Raw genomic sequence first — 19,270 nt, forward strand, 5'->3', positions numbered from 1 at the left:
CGTCGCGTTCGGCGTCTTCGAGTGCTGGCGCCGCTACCGCGCGGACTGGGGGGCGCGTCGGGCGAGCGGGCGCGGCGCTCTCGTGGCTGGGTCTCGCGCTCCTGACGGTCGCGGCGCTCCTCCAGCAGGCGCTGGCGGGCCTCGTCGCGGTGTTCGCGGTGGCGCCCGTCGCGGTCGGCGGCGCGCTCGCGCTCTGGGCCGGGTCGGCGTTCCTCGCCGTCGTCTTCCGCCGCGCGGGCGTCGCGGGGCGCGTCGGCGGGGCCGCGTTCGTCCTCGCGCTCCCGGCGAGCGCCGTCCTGAACGTCGTCCTCGGCTCGGCCAATCTCGGTCTCGCGCCGGGTTCGCTGTCCGTGGGCGTCGGCCTCTACGGCGTCGCGTGGGTCGCGCTCGCCGTTCGCCTCTCGCGGACGAGTGAGTCGGCGGCTCGCGCGCCTCGGACGACCGCCGAGGCGGGCCGCGAGTCGGTCGTCGAGAGTCCGGAGCGCGTCGTCGCGGCCGCAGTCGGTCTCGCTGTCGGCGTGCTGGCCGCAGCCGGCGTCCTGCCGTTCGGCGTCCCGGGCGGGACGCCGTTCACCGGCGAGACCGCACTCCTCGACGCGATTCACGCGACCCTCGGCGTCGCGGGCGTTCTCGCCGCCGTCGCCGGGACCCGGTACGCAGCGTGGTACGACCGCCTCGGCGGTGTGGCGTTCCTCGCGCTCGCCGCGCTCCCGTTCTTCCCCGGCAGGACGCCGTTCGGACTTGCCTTCGTCGACCTCGTCGTCTACGTCCCCGCCGCCGTGGTGACCCTCGGGGTCGCGGCCGCCGCAGCCGGTGGCGACTCACCGCTCCAGTTGTCGGACGCGGACGAAAGCGTACGCGACGGCAGCGAGGAGACCGACGGTGAAAATGGCCGCGCCGACCGGGGGCGCTGAGCCGCCGTACCCGCCGAGGTGCTCCCCGCCGACGAACGTCGGTGCGGGAGCGAGCACTCGCTGCGCGACCACGCCGACGACCGCGAACGCGGCGACGGCGCTCAGCGCGCGTTCCAGTACGCGCTCCAGTTCGTCGCGGTCCGCGTCACCCGAGACGATGACGAGCGGGTCGCCAGCGGGCGCGTAGACGGCGGTCTCGCAGCCGCTCTCGTCGTCCACCGCGTCCACCGACGTCACGACGTCCGCGGCCTGGAGGTTGTCGAGGTGGTAGTGGACGTTCTGCGGGCTGGTGTCGGTCACCTCGGCCAGCGTCGCGACCGTCGCCGGCGACTCGCGGAGGCGGTCGAGGATGGCGCGCGCTGTCTCGGAGGACAGCGCGTCCACGGCCGCGCCGTCGTCCGCGCTCAGGTCGACGACCCGCGGCCCAACGTCCGCGTGGGCGTCCTGTGGCGGGAACATTCACGGGCACCCACGGCGGCCCGAGACGTAACTCTGTCGCCGGCGACGGCGCACCCAAGCGCTTACGCCGCCGCTGTCCGCACGTCCACGCATGGCCGCCGACCTCCACGAGAAGATGGACCGCTACGAGGGGTTGCTCGCGGACGCCCTCGACGAGGCCGAAGCCGTCCCGCCCGCGGACACGCCGCTGGGCGAGGCCGCCGCCGAGTACGAGGAGATGGCGCAGTCGTACCTCGACGACGGCCGGCACTTCCGCGAGCACGACGACCCCGTGAACGCCCTCGCCGCGTTCTCCTACGGGCACGCGTGGCTGGACGCGGGCGCCCGCATCGGCCTCTTCGACGTGCCCGAGACCGGCCACCTGTTCACTGTCTGACGGGCCGAGAGCCGGCACGCCGCGCGGTCTCGGGTAGTTTTACGGCACTGGGCCGCCTCCGCGCAATCGATGGAGGCCGCGCTCTGGTACGTGTTGACGGGGACGCGCGGCGGCCCGAACCGCGTCCGTCTGCTGCGGGCGGTCGCGGACCGCCCGCGGAACGCGAACCAGCTCGCGGAGGAGTTGGACCTCGACTACAAGACGGTCCGTCACCACCTCGACGTGCTCGTCGAGAACGGCATCGTCGAGTCCAGCGGCGACGACTACGGCGCCGTCTACCTGCCGACGGAGGCGGCCCGGGACAACTGGGACACCATCGAGGAGATCATCGAGGAGGTCGAATAATGTGCGACTCGCGGCGAATGCCGGCCGAATTTGGGAAAGCGTATAACTATCGGTCCTGCCAACGGTGGTGTAGATGACCGTCTGGGCGGACGTGACGCGAGCGGCGATGGCGTTCAACGTCCTCGCGCTGCTCGCGCTCTGCAGCGTGTGGGCCAGCAACTACCGGCAGATACACTCCAAGCACGCCCTCGGTCTCCTCCTGTTCGGGCTGCTGCTGCTCGGCGAGAACGCCCTCGGGCTCTACTACTTCGTGATGCACGCGAAGCTGACGGCGTGGTTCAGCGGACTGCCGTCGGCGTCCGCGACCGCGATGCTGGCGCTGCGACTGCTCGAAACCGCCGCCGTCGCCTTCCTGCTGTGGGTGACCTGGGACTGAGTGGGGTTCGGCCACCAGCCATTTTTCGAGCGGCGGTGTACGTTCACCCGGATATGAAACACGACGAGTTCGTCGGCGCGGTCCAGAACCGCGCCGAACTGGCCTCCCGTGGCGAAGCGATTCGGGCGACCCGCGCCACGCTCACGACGCTCGGCGAGCGACTGCAGGCGGGCGAAGCGTCGGACCTCGCCGGCCCGCTCCCGATGGAGATCGACGTCTTTCTCCACCAGGCCGACTCCGGGCAGATCTTCGACTACGACGAGTTCGTCCAGCGGGTGTCCGAGCGCGCGAGCGCCGACGTCTCGGACGCTACCTACTACGCGCAGGTCGTGCTGGACGTCGTCGACGAGTCGGTGCCCGAGAGCGAGCTCCAGGACGTTACGGCCCAGCTCCCCGACGACTACGACGCCCTCTTCGAGTTAGTCGGGACCGACGACTACTACTGAGCGACGCCGGGCCTCAACCTTTTTCCCCGCAGCCGTTCCAGAGGGCACCATGGCGCACGAGGCGTACGTGCAGTTGGTCTGTCCTGAATGTCAAAAGCAGTGGGAGAGCACGCCGTCCGAGCTGCCCACCCACGACGCGAACTTCAGCTGTCCGAACTGTCACGCCACGCGGCGGACGGCCGAGTTCATGCGAACCGACCGCGACCTCGAGAACCTGAAGCGACTGCAGTAACTCAGACCGCGGACCGGGCGCCACACGCCTCGCAGTGGAGCCGTTCGGCGCCGTCTTCCGTTTCGAGGTTCGTGTCCGGCAGCCCGCACTCGGGGCACGTGACGTACGTGTCGACGTAGTCGTCGAGGACGTCCTCGACGCGGCGCTGGCGGAACTCGCCCGTGAGTCGGGCGCGCCCGCTCTCGTCGATCTGAGCGCTCGTCCCGAGCTCGTTCTGGATGAACTTCAGCACGTGCTCTTCCTCGCGGCCGAGCCGATCGAGGGTGTCCTGGAAGTTCTCGTACACCGTGACGTTGCCCTCCTCGCGGACGTTCGGCTCCGGCACCTCGAACCGGCTCTCGCTGCCCTCGACGTCGGGCTTCTGCTGCATCGCGCGGTCGAGTTGCTCCTCGTAGTCCATACCCGGACGAAGTACCGGGCCGCACAAAAGCCTTTCAAAACCCCGGGTGGTCCCCGTTCGTCCCGTTCCCGCGAGGCCCGTGGTAACAGCTCTCAGGATAATACTATAACCCCTTACCCGTTAGAATTGGCTGCCATGAAGAAGCAGGAGCTCATCCACCTCCACGGCCTCCTCGCAGAGGTCGGGAACTACTACGAGGAGTGCGAAGCCGACCAGATTTCCCTCGACGAGTACGAGGACCTCGGCGTACGACCGACATCGATCCACAAATCGAAGACGGACCACAAAGCGGCTGTTTTCGCGCTCGCTGGCGGCATCACTTCGGCGATGGACGAACCCGAAGAGCAGGAAGCCGTCGCCGCTCAGGCCGACTAACGTATCAACACGCGGCGTCTCCTCGCGCACCAGTACCCCCCAGCGACAGCGTTAGGCGTCCTCTACCGTCTCACTGTCCGCTTCCTCGTCCCCGTCGACTTCCTCTTCGACGCTCAGTACCTCCAGCGGGATGTTCTCCAGCCGCTGTCCGATCTCCTTGCGGGCGATGCGCGAGGCGTGTTCCGTGCGCTCGACGTTGAACACGCTCATCTCCAGTTCGAGCGCGACGAGGCTCTCGTCGGCCGCGACGAACGCCGGGTCGAGGCCCTCGCCGCAGTGCGGGCACGTCCGCTCGCCCATGCTGATCTCGACGTAGTTGAGGTCGGGGTTCAACAGCTCGCCGGTCTTCGAGATGGCGATGCGCACCGCCTCCTCGGGGGTCTCGACGTCGTAGACGGGGACCGCGGCCTCGACCACCACCCTACAGTCCATGGCTATGTGACTCGTTCGCACGCTACGTAGAAGAACTTTGGCCCGGAACCGAACCCGTCTTCCCCGAGCGCGACCAAGCCCGCCCGAGATGGAGCGCGGCGCCATTCCGACCGACGAAGTCGCCGGCGCGGTCGACGTGCAGGCAACCCTCGAGAGCGGGCAGACGTACCTCTGGTGGCGGCCGGACGGCGCGACCTACGAGACCGACGGCGCCTACGGCGGCGACGCGTGGTACCGCACCGTCGTCGAGGGCGAGGTCGTGGAAGTCCGCCAGACCGACGCCGCCGTCGAGTGGCGGTCGACGACCGACGCTGACCCGCTCGTCCGCGACCTGCTCGGCCTCCGCGACGACCTCCACGAGATCCGCGCCGCCGCCACCGGCGACGACCTCACGGCGGCCGCGTGGGACGCCTACGACGGCCTCCGCATCGTCCGCGACCCCTTCTTCGGCTGCCTCATCTCGTTCATCTGCTCGGCGCAGATGCGCGTCGAACGCATCTTCGGGATGCAGGAAGCCCTCCGGGAGACGTACGGCGAGCCGGTCGAGTACGACGGCGAGACCGTCCACGCCTTCCCCGAACCCGAGGCGCTGGCGGCCGCCACCGAGGAGGACCTCCGCGACCTGAAGCTCGGCTACCGCGCGCCGTACGTCCAGCGCACCGCCGAGATGGTCGCCAGCGGCGAACTCACCCGGCGCGACGTGGAGGGCCGCGCGTACGAACTCGCACGCGAGTCGCTCACGGGGTTCGTCGGCGTCGGCGACAAGGTCGCGGACTGCGTGCTCCTGTTCTCGCTGGGCTACCTCGAGGCCGTCCCGCTGGACACGTGGATTCGCTCGGCCGTCGAGGACCACTACCCGGACTGCGACCGCGGCAACTACGCCGACACCTCCCGGGCGATTCGGAAGCAACTCGGCCCGTACGCCGGCTACACGCAGACCTACCTCTTCCACTACCTCCGGTCGGGCGGCGACGAGTGAGCGCGCGTAGCTTTTTGGCGGTCGCCGACCCAGTACGAGCCATGAGCGAGCGGACTCGCGCACGCGTGCTGGTCTCCGGGAAGGTGCAGGGCGTCTACTTCCGCGCGAACACGCGGGAACAGGCCCGCGAGCGCGGCGTCGACGGCTGGGTGCGGAACCTCCGCGACGGCCGCGTCGAAGCGGTCTTCGAGGGGCCAGAGGAGGACGTGGAGGCGATGGTAGAGTGGTGCCACGAGGGGAGCCCCGCCGCGGACGTCGAAGCCGTCGACGCCGAGTTCGGCGACCCCGAGGGCGAAGACGGCTTCCGGATTCGACGGTGACACCGGACGCGGAGTTTTTACGGCGGTCCCGGTCGAACCACCGGACATGATTACCAGCGAGCGGATGGCCGCCGTCGACCGGAACGCGGCGGCCGTCGGCGTGCCGCGCAAACAGCTGATGGAGTCCAGCGGGAACGCCGTCGCGCGGGCCGTCCGCGAGACCGCCGACGCGGGCGCGACCGTCGCCGTCGTCGCCGGCCGCGGGAACAACGGCGGCGACGCGTTCGTCGCCGCGCGATTCCTCAGCGACTACGACGTGACCGTCCACCTGCTCGGGCGACCCGAAACCATCGGGACGGCCATTAGCCGGGAGAACTGGGACGCCCTCCAGCAGGCCGAACTCCCGACGGCGGTCGTGAAAGACTCGGAGTCACTGGACCTCGGCGACCCGGACGTCGTCGTGGACGCCGTCCTCGGCACCGGCGTCTCGGGCGCCCCGCGCGAGCCGGAAGCCACCGCAATCGAAGCCGTCAACGACGCCGACGCGACGGTCGTCGCCGTGGACGTGCCGTCCGGGATGGACGCTGACACGGGCGAGACGCCGGGCGTCGCCGTCGACGCCGACCGCGTCGTGACGTTCCACGACGTGAAGCCCGCGCTCGCGGACCGGGGGGACGTGACGGTCGCGGACATCGGCATCCCGGAGGCCGCCGAACTGTTCGTCGGGCCCGGGGACCTCCTGCAGCTCGACCGCGACCCGCAGGCCCACAAGGGCGACTTCGGGCGCGTGCTCGTCGTCGGCGGCGGCCCCTACACCGGCGCACCGGCGTTGAGCGCGCAGGCCGCTCTCCGAGCGGGCGCGGACCTCGCGTACCTCGCCGTCCCGGACACCATCGCCGAGACCGTGCAGGGGTACAGCGAGAACCTCATCGTGGACTCCTACGTCGGCACGCGCCTCCTCCCCGAGCACGTCGACGAGGTGCTCGACCGCGCCGCCGAGGTCGACGTGGTGGTCTTGGGGCCGGGGCTCGGGGACTCCGGTGACACGCTGGCCGCCGTCCGGCAGTTCCTCGCTGCCTACGACGGGAAGGCGGTCGTCGACGCGGACGCACTCCAGGTCGTCCCCGACGTCGACACGGACGCCGACCTCGTCTGTACGCCCCACCAGGGCGAACTCCGGAAGATGGGGGGGCCGGGCGCGGCCGACCGAGGGGAGGCCGCGGAATCCGCGAGCGGCGACTCGGGAGCCGTGAGCAGCGAAGACGACTGGCGGGAGCGCGCGGACGCCGTCGAAGCGTTCGCCGCCGACCTCGGGCACGCGGTCCTCGTGAAGGGCGCCTACGACGTGGTCTCGGACGGCGAGACGACCCGCGTGAACCGCACCGGCAACCCCGGAATGACCGTCGGCGGCACCGGCGACGTGCTCGCGGGCGCGACGGCCGCGCTGTTCTCGACGCTCGACGCCGTCCCCGCCGCGAGCGTCGGCGCGTACGCGAACGGCGACGCCGGCGACCGAGTGGTCGACGAGCACGGGTACGGCCTGCTCGCCACGGACCTGCTGGACGCGCTGCCCGCCGCGCTGTGGGGTGACGGCGATGAGTAGCGACGACCCGGATGCTGCCGACGACCTCACGCACACGACCGACGATGGCGACGTGCAGATGGTCGACGTCGGGGACAAGCCCGACACGGCGCGGCGGGCGGTCGCGCGCGGCGAGATTCGCCTCGCGGAGTCGACGGCCGCAGCGATTCGCGGCGACGAAATCGGGAAGGGCGACGTGCTCGCGACGGCCCGCGTGGGCGCGGTACAGGCGGTCAAGCACACGTGGGAGACGATTCCGATGTGCCACCAGATCCCGATCACGAACGTCGAGACGGACTTCGACGTGCGCGAGGACCGCGTCGTCCTCGAGGTCGCCGTCGAGACCACCGGGAAGACCGGCTGCGAGATGGAGGCCCTCGAAGGCGTGACGACCGGGCTGAACGTCGTCTGGGATATGGTGAAGGCCGCAGAGAAAGACGACGACGGGCAGTACCCCGGCACCGCTATCGAGGGCGTGGAAGTCGTGCGGAAGGAGAAGCGGGAGCTCTAGGCTTCCGCGACGAGGTCGCTGGCCTTCGCGCGGGACTTCTCGACGACCGGGGGGAGCGCCTCGAAGTCGACGACGACCTGTTCGTCGCCGTAGTCGACGTCGCGGACGTACGCGTGGTCGTGGACCCACGACACCACGCTCATCGTGTCGTCGGTCATCGGGAGCACGAGCGTCTCCCGCTCCCGCGGCGGGAGTTCCGCGTCGATGCGCTCGCGGAGCTCGTCGACGTTGATTCCCTCCTTCCCGCTGACGGCGACGGGGTTCGGCGCGAGCGCGGACAGCGCCTCCTGTTTCTCCGCGAGCTCGTCCTCGTCGACCTTGTCCACCTTGTTGAACACGGTGACGATGGGCGCCTCGTTGCGCTCGTAGAGCGTGTCGTGGCTCGTCACGAGCTTCTCGCGGATCTCGTCGACGGACTCGCTGGCGTCCACCACGAGCAACACGAGGTCCGCCTGGTAGACGGACTCGAGCGTGGACTTGAACGACTCCACGAGCCAGTGCGGGAGGTCGCTGATGAACCCGACCGTGTCCGTCAACAGGACGTCCCGGCGGTCCATCTCCAGCCGTCGCGTGGTCGTCCCGAGCGTCGTGAACAGCTGGTTCTCGGACTCCGCGGTGGTGTCGAGGTCGGGGTGGAGCTCCTCGTTCTCGTCGACGTCGAGGTCGTCCGCGAGCCGGCGCAGCAGCGTCGACTTCCCGGCGTTCGTGTACCCCGCCAGCGCCACCAGCTCGAACCCGGACTCGCGGCGCGTCTCGCGGCGCTGCTGTTCGGTCTTCTCGATGCTCTCGAGCTCGTCCCGGATGCGGCTGATCTGGGCCTTGATGTCCTGCTCGCGGCTCTCGTCGTACTCCCCGAGGCCCATGAACCCGGGGCGTTCGTCGCGCTTCGCGAGGCTGGTCTTCGCCTCCGCGCGCGGCAGCTCGTAGCGGAGCTCCGCGAGCTCGACCTGCAGCTGGGCCTTCCGGGTGCGGGCGCGCTGCCCGAAGATGTCGAGGATGAGCCGGAAGCGGTCCACGACCTCCGTGTTCTCGGGCAGCCGCTGGCCGAGGTTGTACGTCTGGTAGGGGCCGAGCCGGTTGTCGAAGACCACGCGCTCGGCGTCCGTCTCCGCGACGACCGCCGCGAGCTCCTCGACTTTCCCCTCGCCGAGCTGGAGCGCGGGGTCGGCCGTGCGGGTCTGGGTCACCTCGCCGCCGACCTCGTAGCCGGCGGCGCGAACGAGCTCCCTGATTTCGGCGGTGTCGGCGTCGCCGTCGTCGACGCGCTTCGCGACAACCGCCGTCTTCGTCGTTGTTCCGGTCACTTGCCCTACAGTAGGCGTCCGTGCTACTTAAGCTCCGGGCGCGACTGCCGCCGTCGCGTCTGACAAAAGAGACTTACCGGTCCCTCGCCGACGAGCAACCATGGCGGACATCAACCTCACCTCGCTCGGACTCGAGTTCGGGGGTGGCGCCGGCATCGGCGCCGTCGTCGGGTTCGCGGCGAAGAAGGTCGCGAAGCTCATCGCGGTGCTCGTCGGCCTCGAGCTCGCGCTGTTCAAGTTCCTCGAATCCCGCGGCATCATCACCGTCGACTGGGACCGCCTCACCGGCGGCTTCTTCGACATCACGCAGGCCGCGAACGGCGCCGCGCCGCCGTCGTGGGTGAACACCATCCTCTCGACGCTGTCGGTCAGCGCCGGCTTCACCGGCGGCTTCCTCGTCGGCTTCAAGAAGGGGTAGCTCGCCGCGACCGCTCAGCGCGTCCCGAGTTCGTCTTTCTCCTTGACGACCGTCGTCTCGCCCTCGCCGTCCGAGACCTCGTTGACGAGGTCGTAGAAGTCGTTCTGCATCCCCGCGGGGAACGTCAGCACGCCCACCCACGAGCCGTCGGCCTGCCACTCCTCGCGGTCGAGCTCGCCGAACTCCCGAATCTTGGCCTGCCCGCTGCCCGCGTAGTCCGGCGGCAGGTTGACCGCGACGGTCACCTCCTCGAAGCGAATCGGAATCACGGGCCGGAGCGCGTCCAGCGCGTCGTCGACCTGGCTCTCGGCGGGCTCCATCGGGTCGACCGTGAACCCGGCCTCCTCGAGCGCGCTCTCGATGCGCTCGGGCGGGTGGGGCGCGTTGTCCATCTGGGGGTTGACGGCGTTCCGCGTGATGATGTTCACGAGCTTCCGGCGCTTCTGCTCCTGCATCTCCTCGCGCTGCTCGGCCGTGATCTGGATCTCCCCGCGCTCGATGACCTCGGGGATGATCTCCATCGGCTCGGTCGTCCCGAACACCTCTTCGAGGTCCTCCTCGGCGGGTCGGTCGCCGCGGGAGGCGTTCTCGAAGACGTCGCGGGCGGCGATGACGTCCTCGAGGTCGCCCTCGAACTCGCCGCGTTTCATCGCGAGCGCGGCGTCCGGGTCCACGAGCACTTCGAAGCGTTCCCCGTGCGTCTCGAGGCGCGCGGTCACCGCCTCGTCGAGTGATATCATGGGTGTGACTTCGGCGGGTGTACTTAAAAGAGCTTTTCCCGCCGGGCGGAACTACTCGCCGCTCGCGTCGCCGCCCGCACCGTCGGCGGTATCGCCGCCCTCGCCGAGCAGGTCGTGTTCCGCGAGGTACTCCCGAATCTCGTCGTCCGACAGCTCGATGAACGCGCCCGTCTCCGCGTCGATGGTCGCGACGCCGACGCCCTCCGGCTGCAGGGAGTCCCGGATCTCGCCGAGCGCGCGGAGCGCGAGCTCGACGCCCTCGTCGAGGGGCAGCGACTCGTCGTAGTGCTCCTCGAGGTAGTTCTGGACCGTCGAGCGGTCCTCGCCGATGGCGATGGCCTTCCACTCGTACGGCGTCCCCGACGGGTCGGTCTCGAAGAGGCGGGGCTCGCCGTTCGTGACGCCGCCGATGAGGAGGGCGACGCCGAACGGGCGCGCGCCGCCGACCTGCGTGTACTGCTGGATGTGGTCGGTGATGTCCTTCGTCAGCGTCTCCACGCCGATGGGCTGGTCGTAGCGCAGCCGCTCGACCTGCGCGTCCCGGCGCGCGAAGTCGATGAGCTGGCGGGCGTCCGCGACGTGGCCCGCGCTCGCGATGCCGACGTGGTCGTCTGCCTTGTGTATCTTCTCGACGGACGCCTCCTCCATCAGCGGCGAGCTGATGCGCTTGTCCACGAGGAGGACGACGCCGCCGTCGGTGCGCACGCCGATGCTGGGCGTCCCCCGCTTGACGGCCTCGCGGGCGTACTCCACCTGGTAGAGGCGGCCGTCCGGCGAGAAGATCGTGATACCGCGGTCGTAGGCCTGCTGTTGGTTCTGTCCTTGCATGGGTTAGCAGTCGAGGTCCGTCGCGCCCACGAACCCGTTCTCGCCGTCGACGTCGACGAGGTCGCCCCGTCGGACCGCCCGACAGCTGTCGTCCGCGAACGCGACGCTGGCTTCGGCTGCGGGTTCGCCCGGCCGTCCTAAATACTTTTCTTCGGCAGCCCGTATCGTGCCCGAGACCCCGCGTACCGCCACCCTGACGGGGTCGCCGCGCACCGCGTCGACGCACGCCAGCGCCGCCCGGCCGCGCTCGACCTCGCCGTGGCGCACGCGCACCAGCGCCTCCCCGCTGCCGTCCGCGAACGAGAACTGGAGCACGCGCAGGTCGGCGTCCGCGCTCCCCGCGTCCCCGTAGAGGTTCTGCGCCGCGAACCAGACGCTGCGCTGGAAGTCCCCCTGCGAGACGTCCGCGTCGGGCCACGCCTCCAGTTCGACGGCGAGGTACCGCCACCGCGGCCGGAGGTGCTTCGGGAGGTGTTTCACAGTCGCTCGGCGACGAGCACGCCGACCTGCTCGTGGACCATCTCAACGGCCGTGAGCGCGTACCCCTCGTCCGTGAACGCGTCCGCGAGCTCGCCGACCGTCGCCGGGTCGTCGACCTCCGGGCTGTAGAACGGCTCCTCGGGGTTCGGTTCGCCGAAGAACATCACGTCGCCGAGCACGACCTTCCGCGGGCCGAGGCCGGCGATGACCGAGATGGCCTCGCGCTTCTCCTCGTTGCTGAGGTGGTGCATCGCGAAGTTCGAGGTCACGACGTCGACGTCGCCGTCGTAGTTCGGCTCGCGGAACCGGCCCTGTCCGAACTCCACGTTGTCGAGGCCGCGCTCGTCGGCCTTGCGTCGCGCCTCGTCCATCATCCCCTCGCTGATGTCGCGGCCGACGACGCGGTCCGCTTTCTCGGCGAGCCCGAGCGCGATGGCGCCCGTCCCGCAGCCCAGGTCGAGGACGGTGTCGTCGGGCTCGGGGCTGGCGTGTTCGAGGACGAGCGCGACGCACTCGTTGTACTCCGGGGACTTCTCGTCGTCGTAGTCGGCCGCGATCTCGTCGAAGCGCGCGGCGTGCTCGTCAACTGTCTTCTTCATACCTGCCGCGTTCGACCCCCGTGGTGATGAACTCCTCGGACGTGCGGTGGCGGTTGCGCTCCGCGAGTTCGCCCCACGCTTCGAGCCCCGCGCGAACCCGGTCGCGGTCGAACCCGATTTCCTCCCCGACGGCGAGCAGCTCCCGGGGCGCGCGCAGTTCGAGGTGGGAGTCGGGGTCGGCGCTGACGACGAACGGCGCGTCGTAGTGGTCGACCAGTTCGCGGAGCTTCCGGAGTCCGCGCAGCGCCTGCACGCGCTCGCCGCCGCTCGCGCGCAGCACCCGCGAGAAGTCGAACTCCACGTGGACCGCGTTCCGCTTCGCGGCCTTCACGACGACGTGGTTGACGTCGCCGCTGCCCCGCATCGGGCCGGCGAGCACGTCCGCCCGCGGTGACTCCGCGACGAACCGGTTCAGCTCGGGCGTGCCGCCGCGGACCACCAACATGGTCGCCTCACTGCGCAGGCCCGCGATGGCGCCGCTGGCCTGCGGGACGTCCGCCGCGTCGAGCTCCACGCCGTCCACGACGTCGACGCCGTACTCGTCGGCGACCGCGTCGCGGTCGACGTCCGGCCGGGCGTCCGACCGGCTCCGCACGACGACGCCGTCGTAGCCGGCGCTGGCGGCCGTCGCGGCGAACCGCGCGACGGTGCTGTCGCCGTCCGGGTGGGCGTGAACGGCCTCGTACACGACAGTTCGTTCGTCGCCGCCCCCTAAAAACGCGTGCGTTCGCGGCGCGACTACGACAGCGCTTCGCGGGCGTTCTCGACGGCGGCGTCCTTCTTCGCGGGGTAGGCTTCGACCTTCGCGCGCAGCGCGATGCCGTCGCCCAGCTTCGCGTCCCCGAGGAACGCCTCCTGTTTGTCGAGGTGGACGAACAGCGAGCAGTTGTCGTCGACGCGCTGGTCGAGCTCCTCGCGGATGCGGTCGATGTCCGCGCCGTCACGGAGCTGGCCGAGGACGTGGCGCATCTCGTCGGCGCGCTCGACGCGCGCCGAGAGGACGACGATGCGGTCGCCGAGGTGGCCCTCGCTCTCGGCGCGCTCGAGTTCGACGTCCTCGGGGAGGAAGTGACGGAGGGCGTCCGCGACGCGGACCTCGTCCTCCGTGCCGTAGCAGAACGCCCGGAGGTCGACGTAGTGGAACGGAACCTCGCTCATTACGCCGGCGTAGGTCGGCCGGCGGTAAAAGCGTCGCTACTGCGGACCGGTCGGGTCCGGGAGGTACGTCGCCGCGACCTCCGCGACGCGCTTCGCGCCGTTCTCGCGGGGTTCGGGCGCCTCCACGTCGTCGAGGAGCGCTTCGACGCCGGCGACCGACTCCGCGGCGTAGAAGCCGGGCGTGTCGGCGAGGGCGTCGACGACGCCGCGCTGTTCGGAGGTCGCCGGCAGCACGACGCAGGGCGTCCCGGCGACGGCGGCCTCCATCACCGTGGAGTAGCCGCTGCAGACGACGAGGTTCGCGCCCGCGACGAACGGCTGGAGGGACTCCTGTAGCTCCCAGTCGTCGCCGCCGACCAGCGTCACGTCCCGGTCGCGGGCCTCGAGGGCGTCCGCGAGCCGGTCGGGGTCGACGCTGAACTCGCTCGGCACGACGAGCACGTCGACGTCTTCCGGGGGTGCGTCGTCCACGGGCGCCATCGGCGGCACGTCGTCGGCGCCCGGAATCGAGGGGTCGCCGCGCCACACCTTCGGCACGAGGAACTGCTCGGCGCCGCGGCCCGCGATGCCGTTGCGGAGCCGAGCGCCCGCTCGTTCGACGGTCGACTCGTAGAAGGCCGCGGGGTCGTGGGAGACGTAGACGTACCGCTGGCCGTGCAGGCTGGCGGCGATAGCCGCGGAGACGTCGTCGGTGACGAGGAGGTTGGGGGCTTCCTCGTCGAACCACGCGCGGTACTGCTGGATTCGGTCGTATAGCGCCGGCACGCTGTTCCGGGCGACTTCGACGAGGCTGCCGTCCTGGAGGTCCTCCACGAAGTCCACGACCGTCGGCTCGAACTCCGTGTGGCCGTTCGCCTCGACGAACTTCGTGCCGGGGCCGCCGCCCGCCAGCGCCGTCTCGTAGCCGGCCGCCTCGAGCTCCTCGAGGACTGCCAGCATCCGGGTGGCGTGGCCGGCGCCCTCGCAGTAGTGGGCGACGGCGACCTTGGGAGGCGTCCCGCTCATGTCGCGGTCACGTGTGCGTCTACGTCAGGCCGCGAGCGGTATAAAAGGCTCCGAACGGCCCCGTCACGCGCGAACGCCGAGCGCGCTGGTGGCGGCGGCGCCGACCGTCGTCGTCAGCAGGTAGCCGCCGACGCTGTGAATCGTGACGACGGCGGCGATGGTCGGCGCGCTCACCGCCGTCAGCAGCGTGAGCAGCGTGACGTTGATGGCCTCGGTGCCGCCGAGGCCGCCGGGCGTCGGGAGCACCGACCCGACTTTCCCCAGCGGAATCACGAAGAACGGGACGTACAGGGGGACCGACGCCCCCAGCGCGACGAACGTCAGCCAGAGCGCGAACGCCTGGAACGCCCAGCCGAGCGCCGAACAGCTGAGGGCGGCGACGAGCCGCTCGCGGGAGACCGCGACCCGGCCGAGCGCGTCGGCGAACCCCTCGATGCGCTCGGCGACCGTCTCCGCGTCCGGCAGGGAGACCCGGGGAATCGCCCCGACGACGCGGCTCACGACCCCCGCGACGGCGCCGCCCGCTCGGCCCCGGATGGTCGTCCGGTAGCGCCACGCGAGCGCGACGACGAGCGGGACGACGACGGCCGCGGTGATGACGCCGACCGGCAGCAGGCCGAGGTCGCCGCCGGTCCCGGTGGCGACGTAGTAGAGCGAGCCCACCGCCGCGAACGCCAGCGACGGCACGACGTTGATGGCGTCGAGGCTGGTGATGGACGCCAGACTCACCTCGTAGTCGGTGTCCGCGGTCTGCGTGAGCAGCCACGCCGTGACGGGTTCGCCGCCCGCCTGCCCGAACGGCGTGACGTGGTTCGCGAACGCGCCCGCGGCGTTCACGAGCAGCGCCGTGTGGAGCGGGACGCGGATGTCGAGCGCGCTCAGGACGTTCCACAGCGCCAGCCCCCACGAGACGTTCCACAGCAGTATCACGCCCGCGACGGCGACGAGCGTCACGGGGTCCGCGCGGCTGGCCGCCGCCCACACCTCGCGGGCGTCCACCACCCAGAACATGACCGCGAACACGACGGCTGCGCCCGCGAGCCCGGCCACCGTCGCCAGCAGGTCCTCTCGCTGCACGCCTCCGAGTGGCGGGCGACACTGAATCAATCCATCGAATCCGGCGGGGGTCCGCCGGATCGCCCCCGCGAATGGGAGGTTTTTTCTCCGACCGCGCCAACCGAGACACCGAGTACCTCCACGGAAATGCACGAGACGCCGACCCCAGCCGCCGATGGTTGACGTGCCCGCTCAGGCGGCCAACGTCGCCCGCAACCTCCGCTACCGCGGCGCCGACGCGTTCCGAGAGCTCGCGTCACTGGTGGCGTACTCGCTGCGTTCGACGACCGAACCGGACCCGGTGTTGGACGCCGACTGGGACGCTCTCGTCGTGTTGGACGCGTGCCGCGCGGACCTCTTCGCGGAAGTGGCGGCTGCCGGCCACCACGAGTTCCTCCCCGCCGAGACCGAGTCGCGGACGTCGCCCGCCAGCTCCTCCGTCGAGTGGCTGCAGTCGGTGTTCGGCGGCGCCAGCGACGCCGCGCTTGGCGAGATCGCGTACGTCACGGGCAACCCCTACTCGGCGTCGAAAGTCGACCACGACCGCTTCCACGCCGTCGAGGAGGTGTGGCGGTACGCGTGGGACGACGACCTCGGGACGATTCCGCCCCGGCCCGTGACGGACGCCGCCGTTCGCACGGGCCGCGAGACCGACGCCGACCGGCTGGTCGTCCACTACATGCAGCCGCACTTCCCGTCGGTCGTCGACCGCGAGCAGCGCAGCGCCGGCGTCGAACTGGCGGCGTTCGGCGACGACGAGATGTCCGTCTGGGACGACCTCCGGTTCGGCCGCCGCAGCGAGGCCGACGTGTGGTCGGCCTACCGCGCGAACCTCGAGTGCGTCCTCGAGGACCTCGCGCTCCTGTTCGAGAACCTGGACGCCGAGCGCGTCGCCGTCACGGCCGACCACGGCAACGCGTTCGGCGAGCGCCACGTCTACGGCCACCCGGGCGGCGTCGACCTCCCCGTCCTCCGCGAAGTCCCGTGGTTCGAGACGACCGCGACGGACACCGGCAGCCACGACCCCGACGCCGCGGACCGCGACGACACTGGTGACACCGACGTCGAAGCGCGCCTCGAAGACCTCGGTTACCGAACCTGACCATGGACGACACTACCGACTCCCCGAACCTGCTGCTGGTCGCGGTGGACTGCCTCCGACAGGACTTCCTGCACCGGGACGCCGTCGACACGCCGTTCCTCGACGCCCTCCGCGAGCGGGGGCTGGAGTGCACCGAACTGTACGCCACCGCGACGACGACCACGCCCGCGGTCGCGAGCCTGCTGACGGGCGCGTACGGCGAACGCAACGGCATCCAGTCGCTGCGCCGCGGCAGCCTCTCCGAGGACGTCGCGTCGATGCCCGAGATCCTCGGGGACGCCGGCTACCACACCGAGGCGATGGCGACCGGGCCGCTCGTCCCGGAGACCGGCCTCGACCGCGGGTTCGACCGCTACGACTGCCGGGACCGCGACGAGTCGATGTTCAGCGACTGGCGCGAGGAAGGCCTCGAGCGGCTCGGCGAGCTGCCGGAGCCGTTCGCGGCGTTCGTCCACCTCTGGGAGATCCACGAGGACGTCCACGTCCCCGCGGCGTTCGACAGCTCTGAGTACGGCGAGACGCCGTACGGCCGCGCGTTCTCCGCGCTCGACCGCGAGATCGAAGCGCTCGTCGACGCGGTGCCCGACGACACGGTGGTGGCGGTCGTCGGCGACCACGGCGAGAGCATCACCCACCGGAACAATCCGGTCCGGCTGCTCGCGAAGTCGGTACGCGACGCGGTGAAGTACTACGGCGGCGTCGACACCCGGGGCGTCGTCGAGCGCGTCAACCAGTACTGCGAGCGGTTCGGTCCCGACGTCGACGACCACTTCCTCGAGAACGGCCACGGCGAGAACGTCTTCGACTTCACCACGAACGTCCCGTTCGTGCTCGCCGGCCCGGGCGTCGAGGCGGACACCGTGGACGCGCAAGTCCGGCAGATAGACGTTCTCCCGACGCTGCTGGACGCCCTCGGCGTCGAGGCCGAGACCGACGGCGACCGCATCGAGCCCGGCGTCGAGGACCGCGTCGCGTACATGCGGGCGTGCGGCGCGTCCCTCCACCGCGAGCGCAACTGGGCGCGCGCCGTCCGCTACGCCGACGCGAAGTACGTCGAGTACCCCGAACGCGACTGGGCGCCGGGCGTCTACGACCTCTCCGAGAGCCCGCGGGAGCTCGAGCGCGTCGACGACCCGGACCTCGAAGCCGAGCTCCGCGAGCGCCTCCCGGAGCGCGGCGTCGACCCCACGGACGTCGAGATGCTGGAGATAAACGAACGGCTCGAGGACCTCGGCTACCTCTGAGGCCGCGAACCGCGGAAAACAGCCGCAGACCGTCTCGACTAGGCGTCGTCGACTTCTTCGTCCTCGCCCTCGTCGGGGTCCTCCTCGCTCTCGTCGTCCTCGGCGAGCTCGAGGTTGTCCTCGGGGACGCCGGCCTCCTGTCCGTCGTCGAAGCTGACGGTGTAGTTGGGCTCGCCGAACATCGTCTCGACGACCTGCGTGACCGTGCCCGTCTCGCCGTCGAACTCGCTGTGCTTGTCGTGGAGGACGACTTCGTCGTCTTCTTCGAAGCTCATGCCACGGAATTCCCGCGGCCGATTCAAAAGCGACCCGGTTTCCGGGCTCCGAAACCGTAACGTGCGCGACGCCCGAACGACCGGGTATGACCCCCGCTCACGCCGCTCCGGCAGCGCGCCAGAACCGCCCGCAGACACTGCAACGCGATGCCGGTCGATGACCTCTGGTACCTCGCGAGCCGCGCCGAGCAGCGCGCCGAACGCGCCTACCACGAGCTGACCGACGCCCACGAGGAGTTCGTGGAGTTCGAACGCCGCCGGTCGGTCTCCCGCGAGCGGTTCCGCACGCTCGCCGAGCGCGTCGAACGCACGGGCGCGCCGTTCGGCGCGCACACGGTCGTCTACCGGGAGAACGGCGACCTCGCGCTGGTGCGCCACGAGGACGTCGACCTCTGGGTGCTCCCCGGTGGGGGCGTCGAAGCCGGCGAGTCGTTCCGCGAGGCCGCCGAGCGCGAACTCGCCGAGGAAGCCGGCGTCGAGGCCACCTACCACGGGCTCGCGATGGTGACCGCGGTGACCATCGAGTCCGGCGGCTACTCGGCGTGGGGCGTCCTCCCGGTCTTCGAGGCGTGCGCCGACGACACCGACCTCGAAGTCAGGGACCCGGACGGCGAGATTTCGGCGGCGGCGTGGTTCGCGGAGCTCCCCGAGGACACCCGCGACCGCCGCGACCTCCAGCGCTGGCGGGAGCGCGCGCTCTCGTAGCGCTTTTCTCGGTGCTCGGCGTCCCTGCTGGCATGGACGTGCGCGTGCCGGCTGACAGCGAGCGGGCGGCCGTCGCGGACCGGCTGCTGCGGCCGGCGTACCGCGAGGCCGAAGCCCTCGATCCGGCGTTCAACGATCTCGAGGAGTCGGTGGTCGCCGCGGAGGACTGCTCGCGGTGGCTCGACGACGCCGACCGCACGATGTTCGTCGCCTACGACCCGGACCCCGTGGGCGTCGTCTCCGGCGGCGTCACGTCGTCGCCGGCGCTGTACTCGCGCGGGAAGAACTGCTACGTCGACGGCCTCTACGTCGTCCCCGAGCGCCGCCGCGAGGGCGTCGCCGGCCGGCTGCTCGACCGCATGAAGTCGTGGGGCCGAGAGCGGGACTGCGAGTACGCGACTCTCTCCGTGCACGTGGACAACCACGCCGCGATGGCGTTCTACGAGGACCACGGCTTCGAGCCGAAGTTCCGCGACCTCCGCCAGCGGCTCTGAGCCCCGCAAGAGCTTTTCCGTCGTCCGTCGAACCGCTTCGTATCCGGATTCGCCGTCCGTTCTCGGCGACCGCCGCCCCACTATGAACCTCGACAAATCGTTGGACCGCCTCGCTCGCACCGCCGGCTACGCCGCGTTCGGCGTCCTCGGCGCCGCCGTCGTCGCGCTCGCGCTC

The 19,270-nt window shown here is 70.6% G+C and carries 29 protein-coding genes; 16 read left to right on the top strand and 13 right to left on the bottom strand.

Going from position 1 to position 19,270, the window contains the following annotated elements; all coding sequences use genetic code 11:
* On the top strand, positions 1–914 hold a 914-nt coding region (locus GJ634_RS15435), incomplete at its 5' end, for a hypothetical protein (RefSeq protein WP_197425453.1).
* Here the strand turns inward: GJ634_RS15435 and GJ634_RS08275 are convergent.
* Positions 822–1,373: a winged helix-turn-helix domain-containing protein gene (locus tag GJ634_RS08275; protein WP_157502054.1), complete on the bottom strand. Its 552-nt coding sequence runs from the start codon at positions 1,371–1,373 to the stop codon at positions 822–824. The genes GJ634_RS15435 and GJ634_RS08275 overlap by 93 nt on opposite strands.
* Positions 1,374–1,464: 91 nt before the next feature.
* Here GJ634_RS08275 and GJ634_RS08280 point away from each other — a divergent pair, with 91 nt between their 5' ends.
* From GJ634_RS08280 to GJ634_RS08300, 5 genes are all read left to right on the top strand, one after another.
* A complete protein-coding gene (locus GJ634_RS08280) occupies positions 1,465–1,749 on the top strand; it encodes a DUF357 domain-containing protein (protein WP_157502056.1) in 285 nt (94 codons plus the stop codon).
* A 69-nt stretch (positions 1,750–1,818) separates the two neighbouring features.
* Positions 1,819–2,094, top strand: a complete 276-nt coding sequence (locus GJ634_RS08285) for a winged helix-turn-helix domain-containing protein (RefSeq protein WP_157502058.1) — start codon at positions 1,819–1,821, stop codon at positions 2,092–2,094.
* A 73-nt stretch (positions 2,095–2,167) separates the two neighbouring features.
* On the top strand, positions 2,168–2,470 hold the full coding sequence (locus GJ634_RS08290) for a hypothetical protein (RefSeq protein WP_157502060.1): 303 nt from the start codon (positions 2,168–2,170) through the stop codon (positions 2,468–2,470).
* A gap of 53 nt (positions 2,471–2,523) precedes the next feature.
* Entirely contained in the window at positions 2,524–2,916 is a 393-nt protein-coding gene (locus GJ634_RS08295) for a DUF2267 domain-containing protein (RefSeq protein ID WP_157502062.1), read from the top strand.
* 49 nt (positions 2,917–2,965) lie between these two features.
* Positions 2,966–3,148 carry a hypothetical protein gene (locus tag GJ634_RS08300; RefSeq protein ID WP_157502064.1) on the top strand — a complete coding sequence of 61 codons (183 nt, stop codon included), beginning with the start codon at positions 2,966–2,968 and terminating at the stop codon, positions 3,146–3,148.
* A 1-nt stretch (position 3,149) separates the two neighbouring features.
* Here GJ634_RS08300 and GJ634_RS08305 read toward each other — a convergent pair whose 3' ends face one another.
* Entirely contained in the window at positions 3,150–3,548 is a 399-nt protein-coding gene (locus GJ634_RS08305; protein WP_157502066.1) for a translation initiation factor IF-2 subunit beta, read from the bottom strand.
* A 135-nt stretch (positions 3,549–3,683) separates the two neighbouring features.
* Here GJ634_RS08305 and GJ634_RS08310 point away from each other — a divergent pair, with 135 nt between their 5' ends.
* The gene (locus tag GJ634_RS08310) at positions 3,684–3,923 is read left to right on the top strand and encodes a UPF0058 family protein (RefSeq protein WP_157502068.1); all 240 of its coding nucleotides are present in this window, start codon (positions 3,684–3,686) and stop codon (positions 3,921–3,923) included.
* 51 nt (positions 3,924–3,974) lie between these two features.
* Here GJ634_RS08310 and GJ634_RS08315 read toward each other — a convergent pair whose 3' ends face one another.
* Positions 3,975–4,355 (bottom strand): DUF555 domain-containing protein, encoded by a 381-nt coding sequence (locus GJ634_RS08315; protein WP_157502070.1) that lies wholly within the window; start codon positions 4,353–4,355, stop codon positions 3,975–3,977.
* 88 nt (positions 4,356–4,443) lie between these two features.
* Here GJ634_RS08315 and GJ634_RS08320 point away from each other — a divergent pair, with 88 nt between their 5' ends.
* Genes GJ634_RS08320 through moaC form a run of 4 tightly spaced genes read left to right on the top strand, consistent with a single transcriptional unit; the run spans position 4,444 to position 7,687 of the window.
* Positions 4,444–5,334 carry a DNA-3-methyladenine glycosylase gene (locus GJ634_RS08320; RefSeq protein WP_157502072.1) on the top strand — a complete coding sequence of 297 codons (891 nt, stop codon included), beginning with the start codon at positions 4,444–4,446 and terminating at the stop codon, positions 5,332–5,334.
* A gap of 41 nt (positions 5,335–5,375) precedes the next feature.
* Complete coding sequence (locus GJ634_RS08325; RefSeq protein ID WP_157502074.1) at positions 5,376–5,654, top strand: acylphosphatase; 279 nt, start codon at positions 5,376–5,378, stop codon at positions 5,652–5,654.
* A gap of 46 nt (positions 5,655–5,700) precedes the next feature.
* Positions 5,701–7,197: an NAD(P)H-hydrate dehydratase gene (locus tag GJ634_RS08330; RefSeq protein WP_157502076.1), complete on the top strand. Its 1,497-nt coding sequence runs from the start codon at positions 5,701–5,703 to the stop codon at positions 7,195–7,197.
* Entirely contained in the window at positions 7,190–7,687 is a 498-nt protein-coding gene (gene moaC, locus GJ634_RS08335; protein WP_157502078.1) for a cyclic pyranopterin monophosphate synthase MoaC, read from the top strand. Before GJ634_RS08330 ends, moaC begins: the two co-directional genes overlap by 8 nt.
* Here the strand turns inward: moaC and hflX are convergent.
* Positions 7,684–8,991 carry a GTPase HflX gene (hflX, locus tag GJ634_RS08340; protein ID WP_331714061.1) on the bottom strand — a complete coding sequence of 436 codons (1,308 nt, stop codon included), beginning with the start codon at positions 8,989–8,991 and terminating at the stop codon, positions 7,684–7,686. The genes moaC and hflX overlap by 4 nt on opposite strands.
* Positions 8,992–9,091: 100 nt before the next feature.
* Here hflX and GJ634_RS08345 point away from each other — a divergent pair, with 100 nt between their 5' ends.
* Positions 9,092–9,409, top strand: coding sequence for an FUN14 domain-containing protein (locus GJ634_RS08345; RefSeq protein ID WP_157502080.1), 318 nt, complete (start codon positions 9,092–9,094; stop codon positions 9,407–9,409).
* A gap of 14 nt (positions 9,410–9,423) precedes the next feature.
* Here the strand turns inward: GJ634_RS08345 and GJ634_RS08350 are convergent, their stop codons facing one another.
* The 8 genes from GJ634_RS08350 to GJ634_RS08385 form a co-directional block, all read right to left on the bottom strand.
* Positions 9,424–10,149 (bottom strand): ribosome assembly factor SBDS, encoded by a 726-nt coding sequence (locus GJ634_RS08350; RefSeq protein ID WP_157502082.1) that lies wholly within the window; start codon positions 10,147–10,149, stop codon positions 9,424–9,426.
* 51 nt (positions 10,150–10,200) lie between these two features.
* Complete coding sequence (gene psmA / locus GJ634_RS08355) at positions 10,201–10,977, bottom strand: archaeal proteasome endopeptidase complex subunit alpha (RefSeq protein WP_157502084.1); 777 nt, start codon at positions 10,975–10,977, stop codon at positions 10,201–10,203.
* Positions 10,978–10,980: 3 nt separating this feature from the next.
* Positions 10,981–11,457 carry an Rpp14/Pop5 family protein gene (locus GJ634_RS08360; protein WP_331714062.1) on the bottom strand — a complete coding sequence of 159 codons (477 nt, stop codon included), beginning with the start codon at positions 11,455–11,457 and terminating at the stop codon, positions 10,981–10,983.
* Positions 11,454–12,056 (bottom strand): class I SAM-dependent methyltransferase, encoded by a 603-nt coding sequence (locus tag GJ634_RS08365; RefSeq protein WP_157502086.1) that lies wholly within the window; start codon positions 12,054–12,056, stop codon positions 11,454–11,456. The genes GJ634_RS08360 and GJ634_RS08365 overlap by 4 nt, the downstream gene beginning before the upstream one ends.
* Complete coding sequence (locus GJ634_RS08370; protein WP_331714063.1) at positions 12,040–12,744, bottom strand: RNase P subunit p30 family protein; 705 nt, start codon at positions 12,742–12,744, stop codon at positions 12,040–12,042. The genes GJ634_RS08365 and GJ634_RS08370 overlap by 17 nt, the downstream gene beginning before the upstream one ends.
* 50 nt (positions 12,745–12,794) lie before the next feature.
* Positions 12,795–13,214 (bottom strand): RNA-binding protein, encoded by a 420-nt coding sequence (locus GJ634_RS08375; protein WP_157502088.1) that lies wholly within the window; start codon positions 13,212–13,214, stop codon positions 12,795–12,797.
* Between the two features lie 36 nt (positions 13,215–13,250).
* Entirely contained in the window at positions 13,251–14,219 is a 969-nt protein-coding gene (locus GJ634_RS08380) for a glycosyltransferase (RefSeq protein ID WP_157502090.1), read from the bottom strand.
* 63 nt (positions 14,220–14,282) lie between these two features.
* Positions 14,283–15,296 carry a lysylphosphatidylglycerol synthase transmembrane domain-containing protein gene (locus tag GJ634_RS08385; RefSeq protein ID WP_157502092.1) on the bottom strand — a complete coding sequence of 338 codons (1,014 nt, stop codon included), beginning with the start codon at positions 15,294–15,296 and terminating at the stop codon, positions 14,283–14,285.
* A 154-nt stretch (positions 15,297–15,450) separates the two neighbouring features.
* Here GJ634_RS08385 and GJ634_RS08390 point away from each other — a divergent pair, with 154 nt between their 5' ends.
* Complete coding sequence (locus GJ634_RS08390; protein ID WP_157502094.1) at positions 15,451–16,377, top strand: hypothetical protein; 927 nt, start codon at positions 15,451–15,453, stop codon at positions 16,375–16,377.
* Positions 16,378–16,379: 2 nt separating this feature from the next.
* A complete protein-coding gene (locus GJ634_RS08395) occupies positions 16,380–17,621 on the top strand; it encodes a sulfatase-like hydrolase/transferase (protein ID WP_157502096.1) in 1,242 nt (413 codons plus the stop codon).
* A gap of 38 nt (positions 17,622–17,659) precedes the next feature.
* Here GJ634_RS08395 and GJ634_RS08400 read toward each other — a convergent pair whose 3' ends face one another.
* On the bottom strand, positions 17,660–17,896 hold the full coding sequence (locus GJ634_RS08400) for a DUF1918 domain-containing protein (protein WP_157502098.1): 237 nt from the start codon (positions 17,894–17,896) through the stop codon (positions 17,660–17,662).
* Positions 17,897–18,043: 147 nt separating this feature from the next.
* On the opposite strand from GJ634_RS08400, the gene GJ634_RS08405 reads away from it, so the two are divergent.
* The gene (locus GJ634_RS08405) at positions 18,044–18,601 is read left to right on the top strand and encodes an NUDIX domain-containing protein (protein ID WP_157502100.1); all 558 of its coding nucleotides are present in this window, start codon (positions 18,044–18,046) and stop codon (positions 18,599–18,601) included.
* 32 nt (positions 18,602–18,633) lie between these two features.
* The gene (locus tag GJ634_RS08410; RefSeq protein WP_157502102.1) at positions 18,634–19,095 is read left to right on the top strand and encodes a GNAT family N-acetyltransferase; all 462 of its coding nucleotides are present in this window, start codon (positions 18,634–18,636) and stop codon (positions 19,093–19,095) included.
* The last annotated feature ends 175 nt before the right edge of the window (positions 19,096–19,270 follow it).

It is taken from the genome of Halobacterium sp. CBA1126 (genome assembly GCF_009741975.1).
In the GTDB taxonomy this organism is placed as follows: domain Archaea; phylum Halobacteriota; class Halobacteria; order Halobacteriales; family Halobacteriaceae; genus Halobacterium.

Bases quoted from the DNA above. Each gene is read 5' to 3' on its own strand.
- GJ634_RS08275 (WP_157502054.1), bottom strand. From the start codon at position 1,373: ATGTTCCCGCCACAGGACGCCCACGCGGACGTTGGGCCGCGGGTCGTC.
- GJ634_RS08280 (WP_157502056.1), top strand. From the start codon at position 1,465: ATGGCCGCCGACCTCCACGAGAAGATGGACCGCTACGAGGGGTTGCTC.
- GJ634_RS08285 (WP_157502058.1), top strand. From the start codon at position 1,819: ATGGAGGCCGCGCTCTGGTACGTGTTGACGGGGACGCGCGGCGGCCCG.
- GJ634_RS08290 (WP_157502060.1), top strand. From the start codon at position 2,168: ATGACCGTCTGGGCGGACGTGACGCGAGCGGCGATGGCGTTCAACGTC.
- GJ634_RS08295 (WP_157502062.1), top strand. From the start codon at position 2,524: ATGAAACACGACGAGTTCGTCGGCGCGGTCCAGAACCGCGCCGAACTG.
- GJ634_RS08300 (WP_157502064.1), top strand. From the start codon at position 2,966: ATGGCGCACGAGGCGTACGTGCAGTTGGTCTGTCCTGAATGTCAAAAG.
- GJ634_RS08305 (WP_157502066.1), bottom strand. From the start codon at position 3,548: ATGGACTACGAGGAGCAACTCGACCGCGCGATGCAGCAGAAGCCCGAC.
- GJ634_RS08310 (WP_157502068.1), top strand. From the start codon at position 3,684: ATGAAGAAGCAGGAGCTCATCCACCTCCACGGCCTCCTCGCAGAGGTC.
- GJ634_RS08315 (WP_157502070.1), bottom strand. From the start codon at position 4,355: ATGGACTGTAGGGTGGTGGTCGAGGCCGCGGTCCCCGTCTACGACGTC.
- GJ634_RS08320 (WP_157502072.1), top strand. From the start codon at position 4,444: ATGGAGCGCGGCGCCATTCCGACCGACGAAGTCGCCGGCGCGGTCGAC.
- GJ634_RS08325 (WP_157502074.1), top strand. From the start codon at position 5,376: ATGAGCGAGCGGACTCGCGCACGCGTGCTGGTCTCCGGGAAGGTGCAG.
- GJ634_RS08330 (WP_157502076.1), top strand. From the start codon at position 5,701: ATGATTACCAGCGAGCGGATGGCCGCCGTCGACCGGAACGCGGCGGCC.
- moaC (WP_157502078.1), top strand. From the start codon at position 7,190: ATGAGTAGCGACGACCCGGATGCTGCCGACGACCTCACGCACACGACC.
- GJ634_RS08345 (WP_157502080.1), top strand. From the start codon at position 9,092: ATGGCGGACATCAACCTCACCTCGCTCGGACTCGAGTTCGGGGGTGGC.
- GJ634_RS08350 (WP_157502082.1), bottom strand. From the start codon at position 10,149: ATGATATCACTCGACGAGGCGGTGACCGCGCGCCTCGAGACGCACGGG.
- psmA (WP_157502084.1), bottom strand. From the start codon at position 10,977: ATGCAAGGACAGAACCAACAGCAGGCCTACGACCGCGGTATCACGATC.
- GJ634_RS08365 (WP_157502086.1), bottom strand. From the start codon at position 12,056: ATGAAGAAGACAGTTGACGAGCACGCCGCGCGCTTCGACGAGATCGCG.
- GJ634_RS08375 (WP_157502088.1), bottom strand. From the start codon at position 13,214: ATGAGCGAGGTTCCGTTCCACTACGTCGACCTCCGGGCGTTCTGCTAC.
- GJ634_RS08380 (WP_157502090.1), bottom strand. From the start codon at position 14,219: ATGAGCGGGACGCCTCCCAAGGTCGCCGTCGCCCACTACTGCGAGGGC.
- GJ634_RS08390 (WP_157502094.1), top strand. From the start codon at position 15,451: ATGGTTGACGTGCCCGCTCAGGCGGCCAACGTCGCCCGCAACCTCCGC.
- GJ634_RS08395 (WP_157502096.1), top strand. From the start codon at position 16,380: ATGGACGACACTACCGACTCCCCGAACCTGCTGCTGGTCGCGGTGGAC.
- GJ634_RS08400 (WP_157502098.1), bottom strand. From the start codon at position 17,896: ATGAGCTTCGAAGAAGACGACGAAGTCGTCCTCCACGACAAGCACAGC.
- GJ634_RS08405 (WP_157502100.1), top strand. From the start codon at position 18,044: ATGCCGGTCGATGACCTCTGGTACCTCGCGAGCCGCGCCGAGCAGCGC.
- GJ634_RS08410 (WP_157502102.1), top strand. From the start codon at position 18,634: ATGGACGTGCGCGTGCCGGCTGACAGCGAGCGGGCGGCCGTCGCGGAC.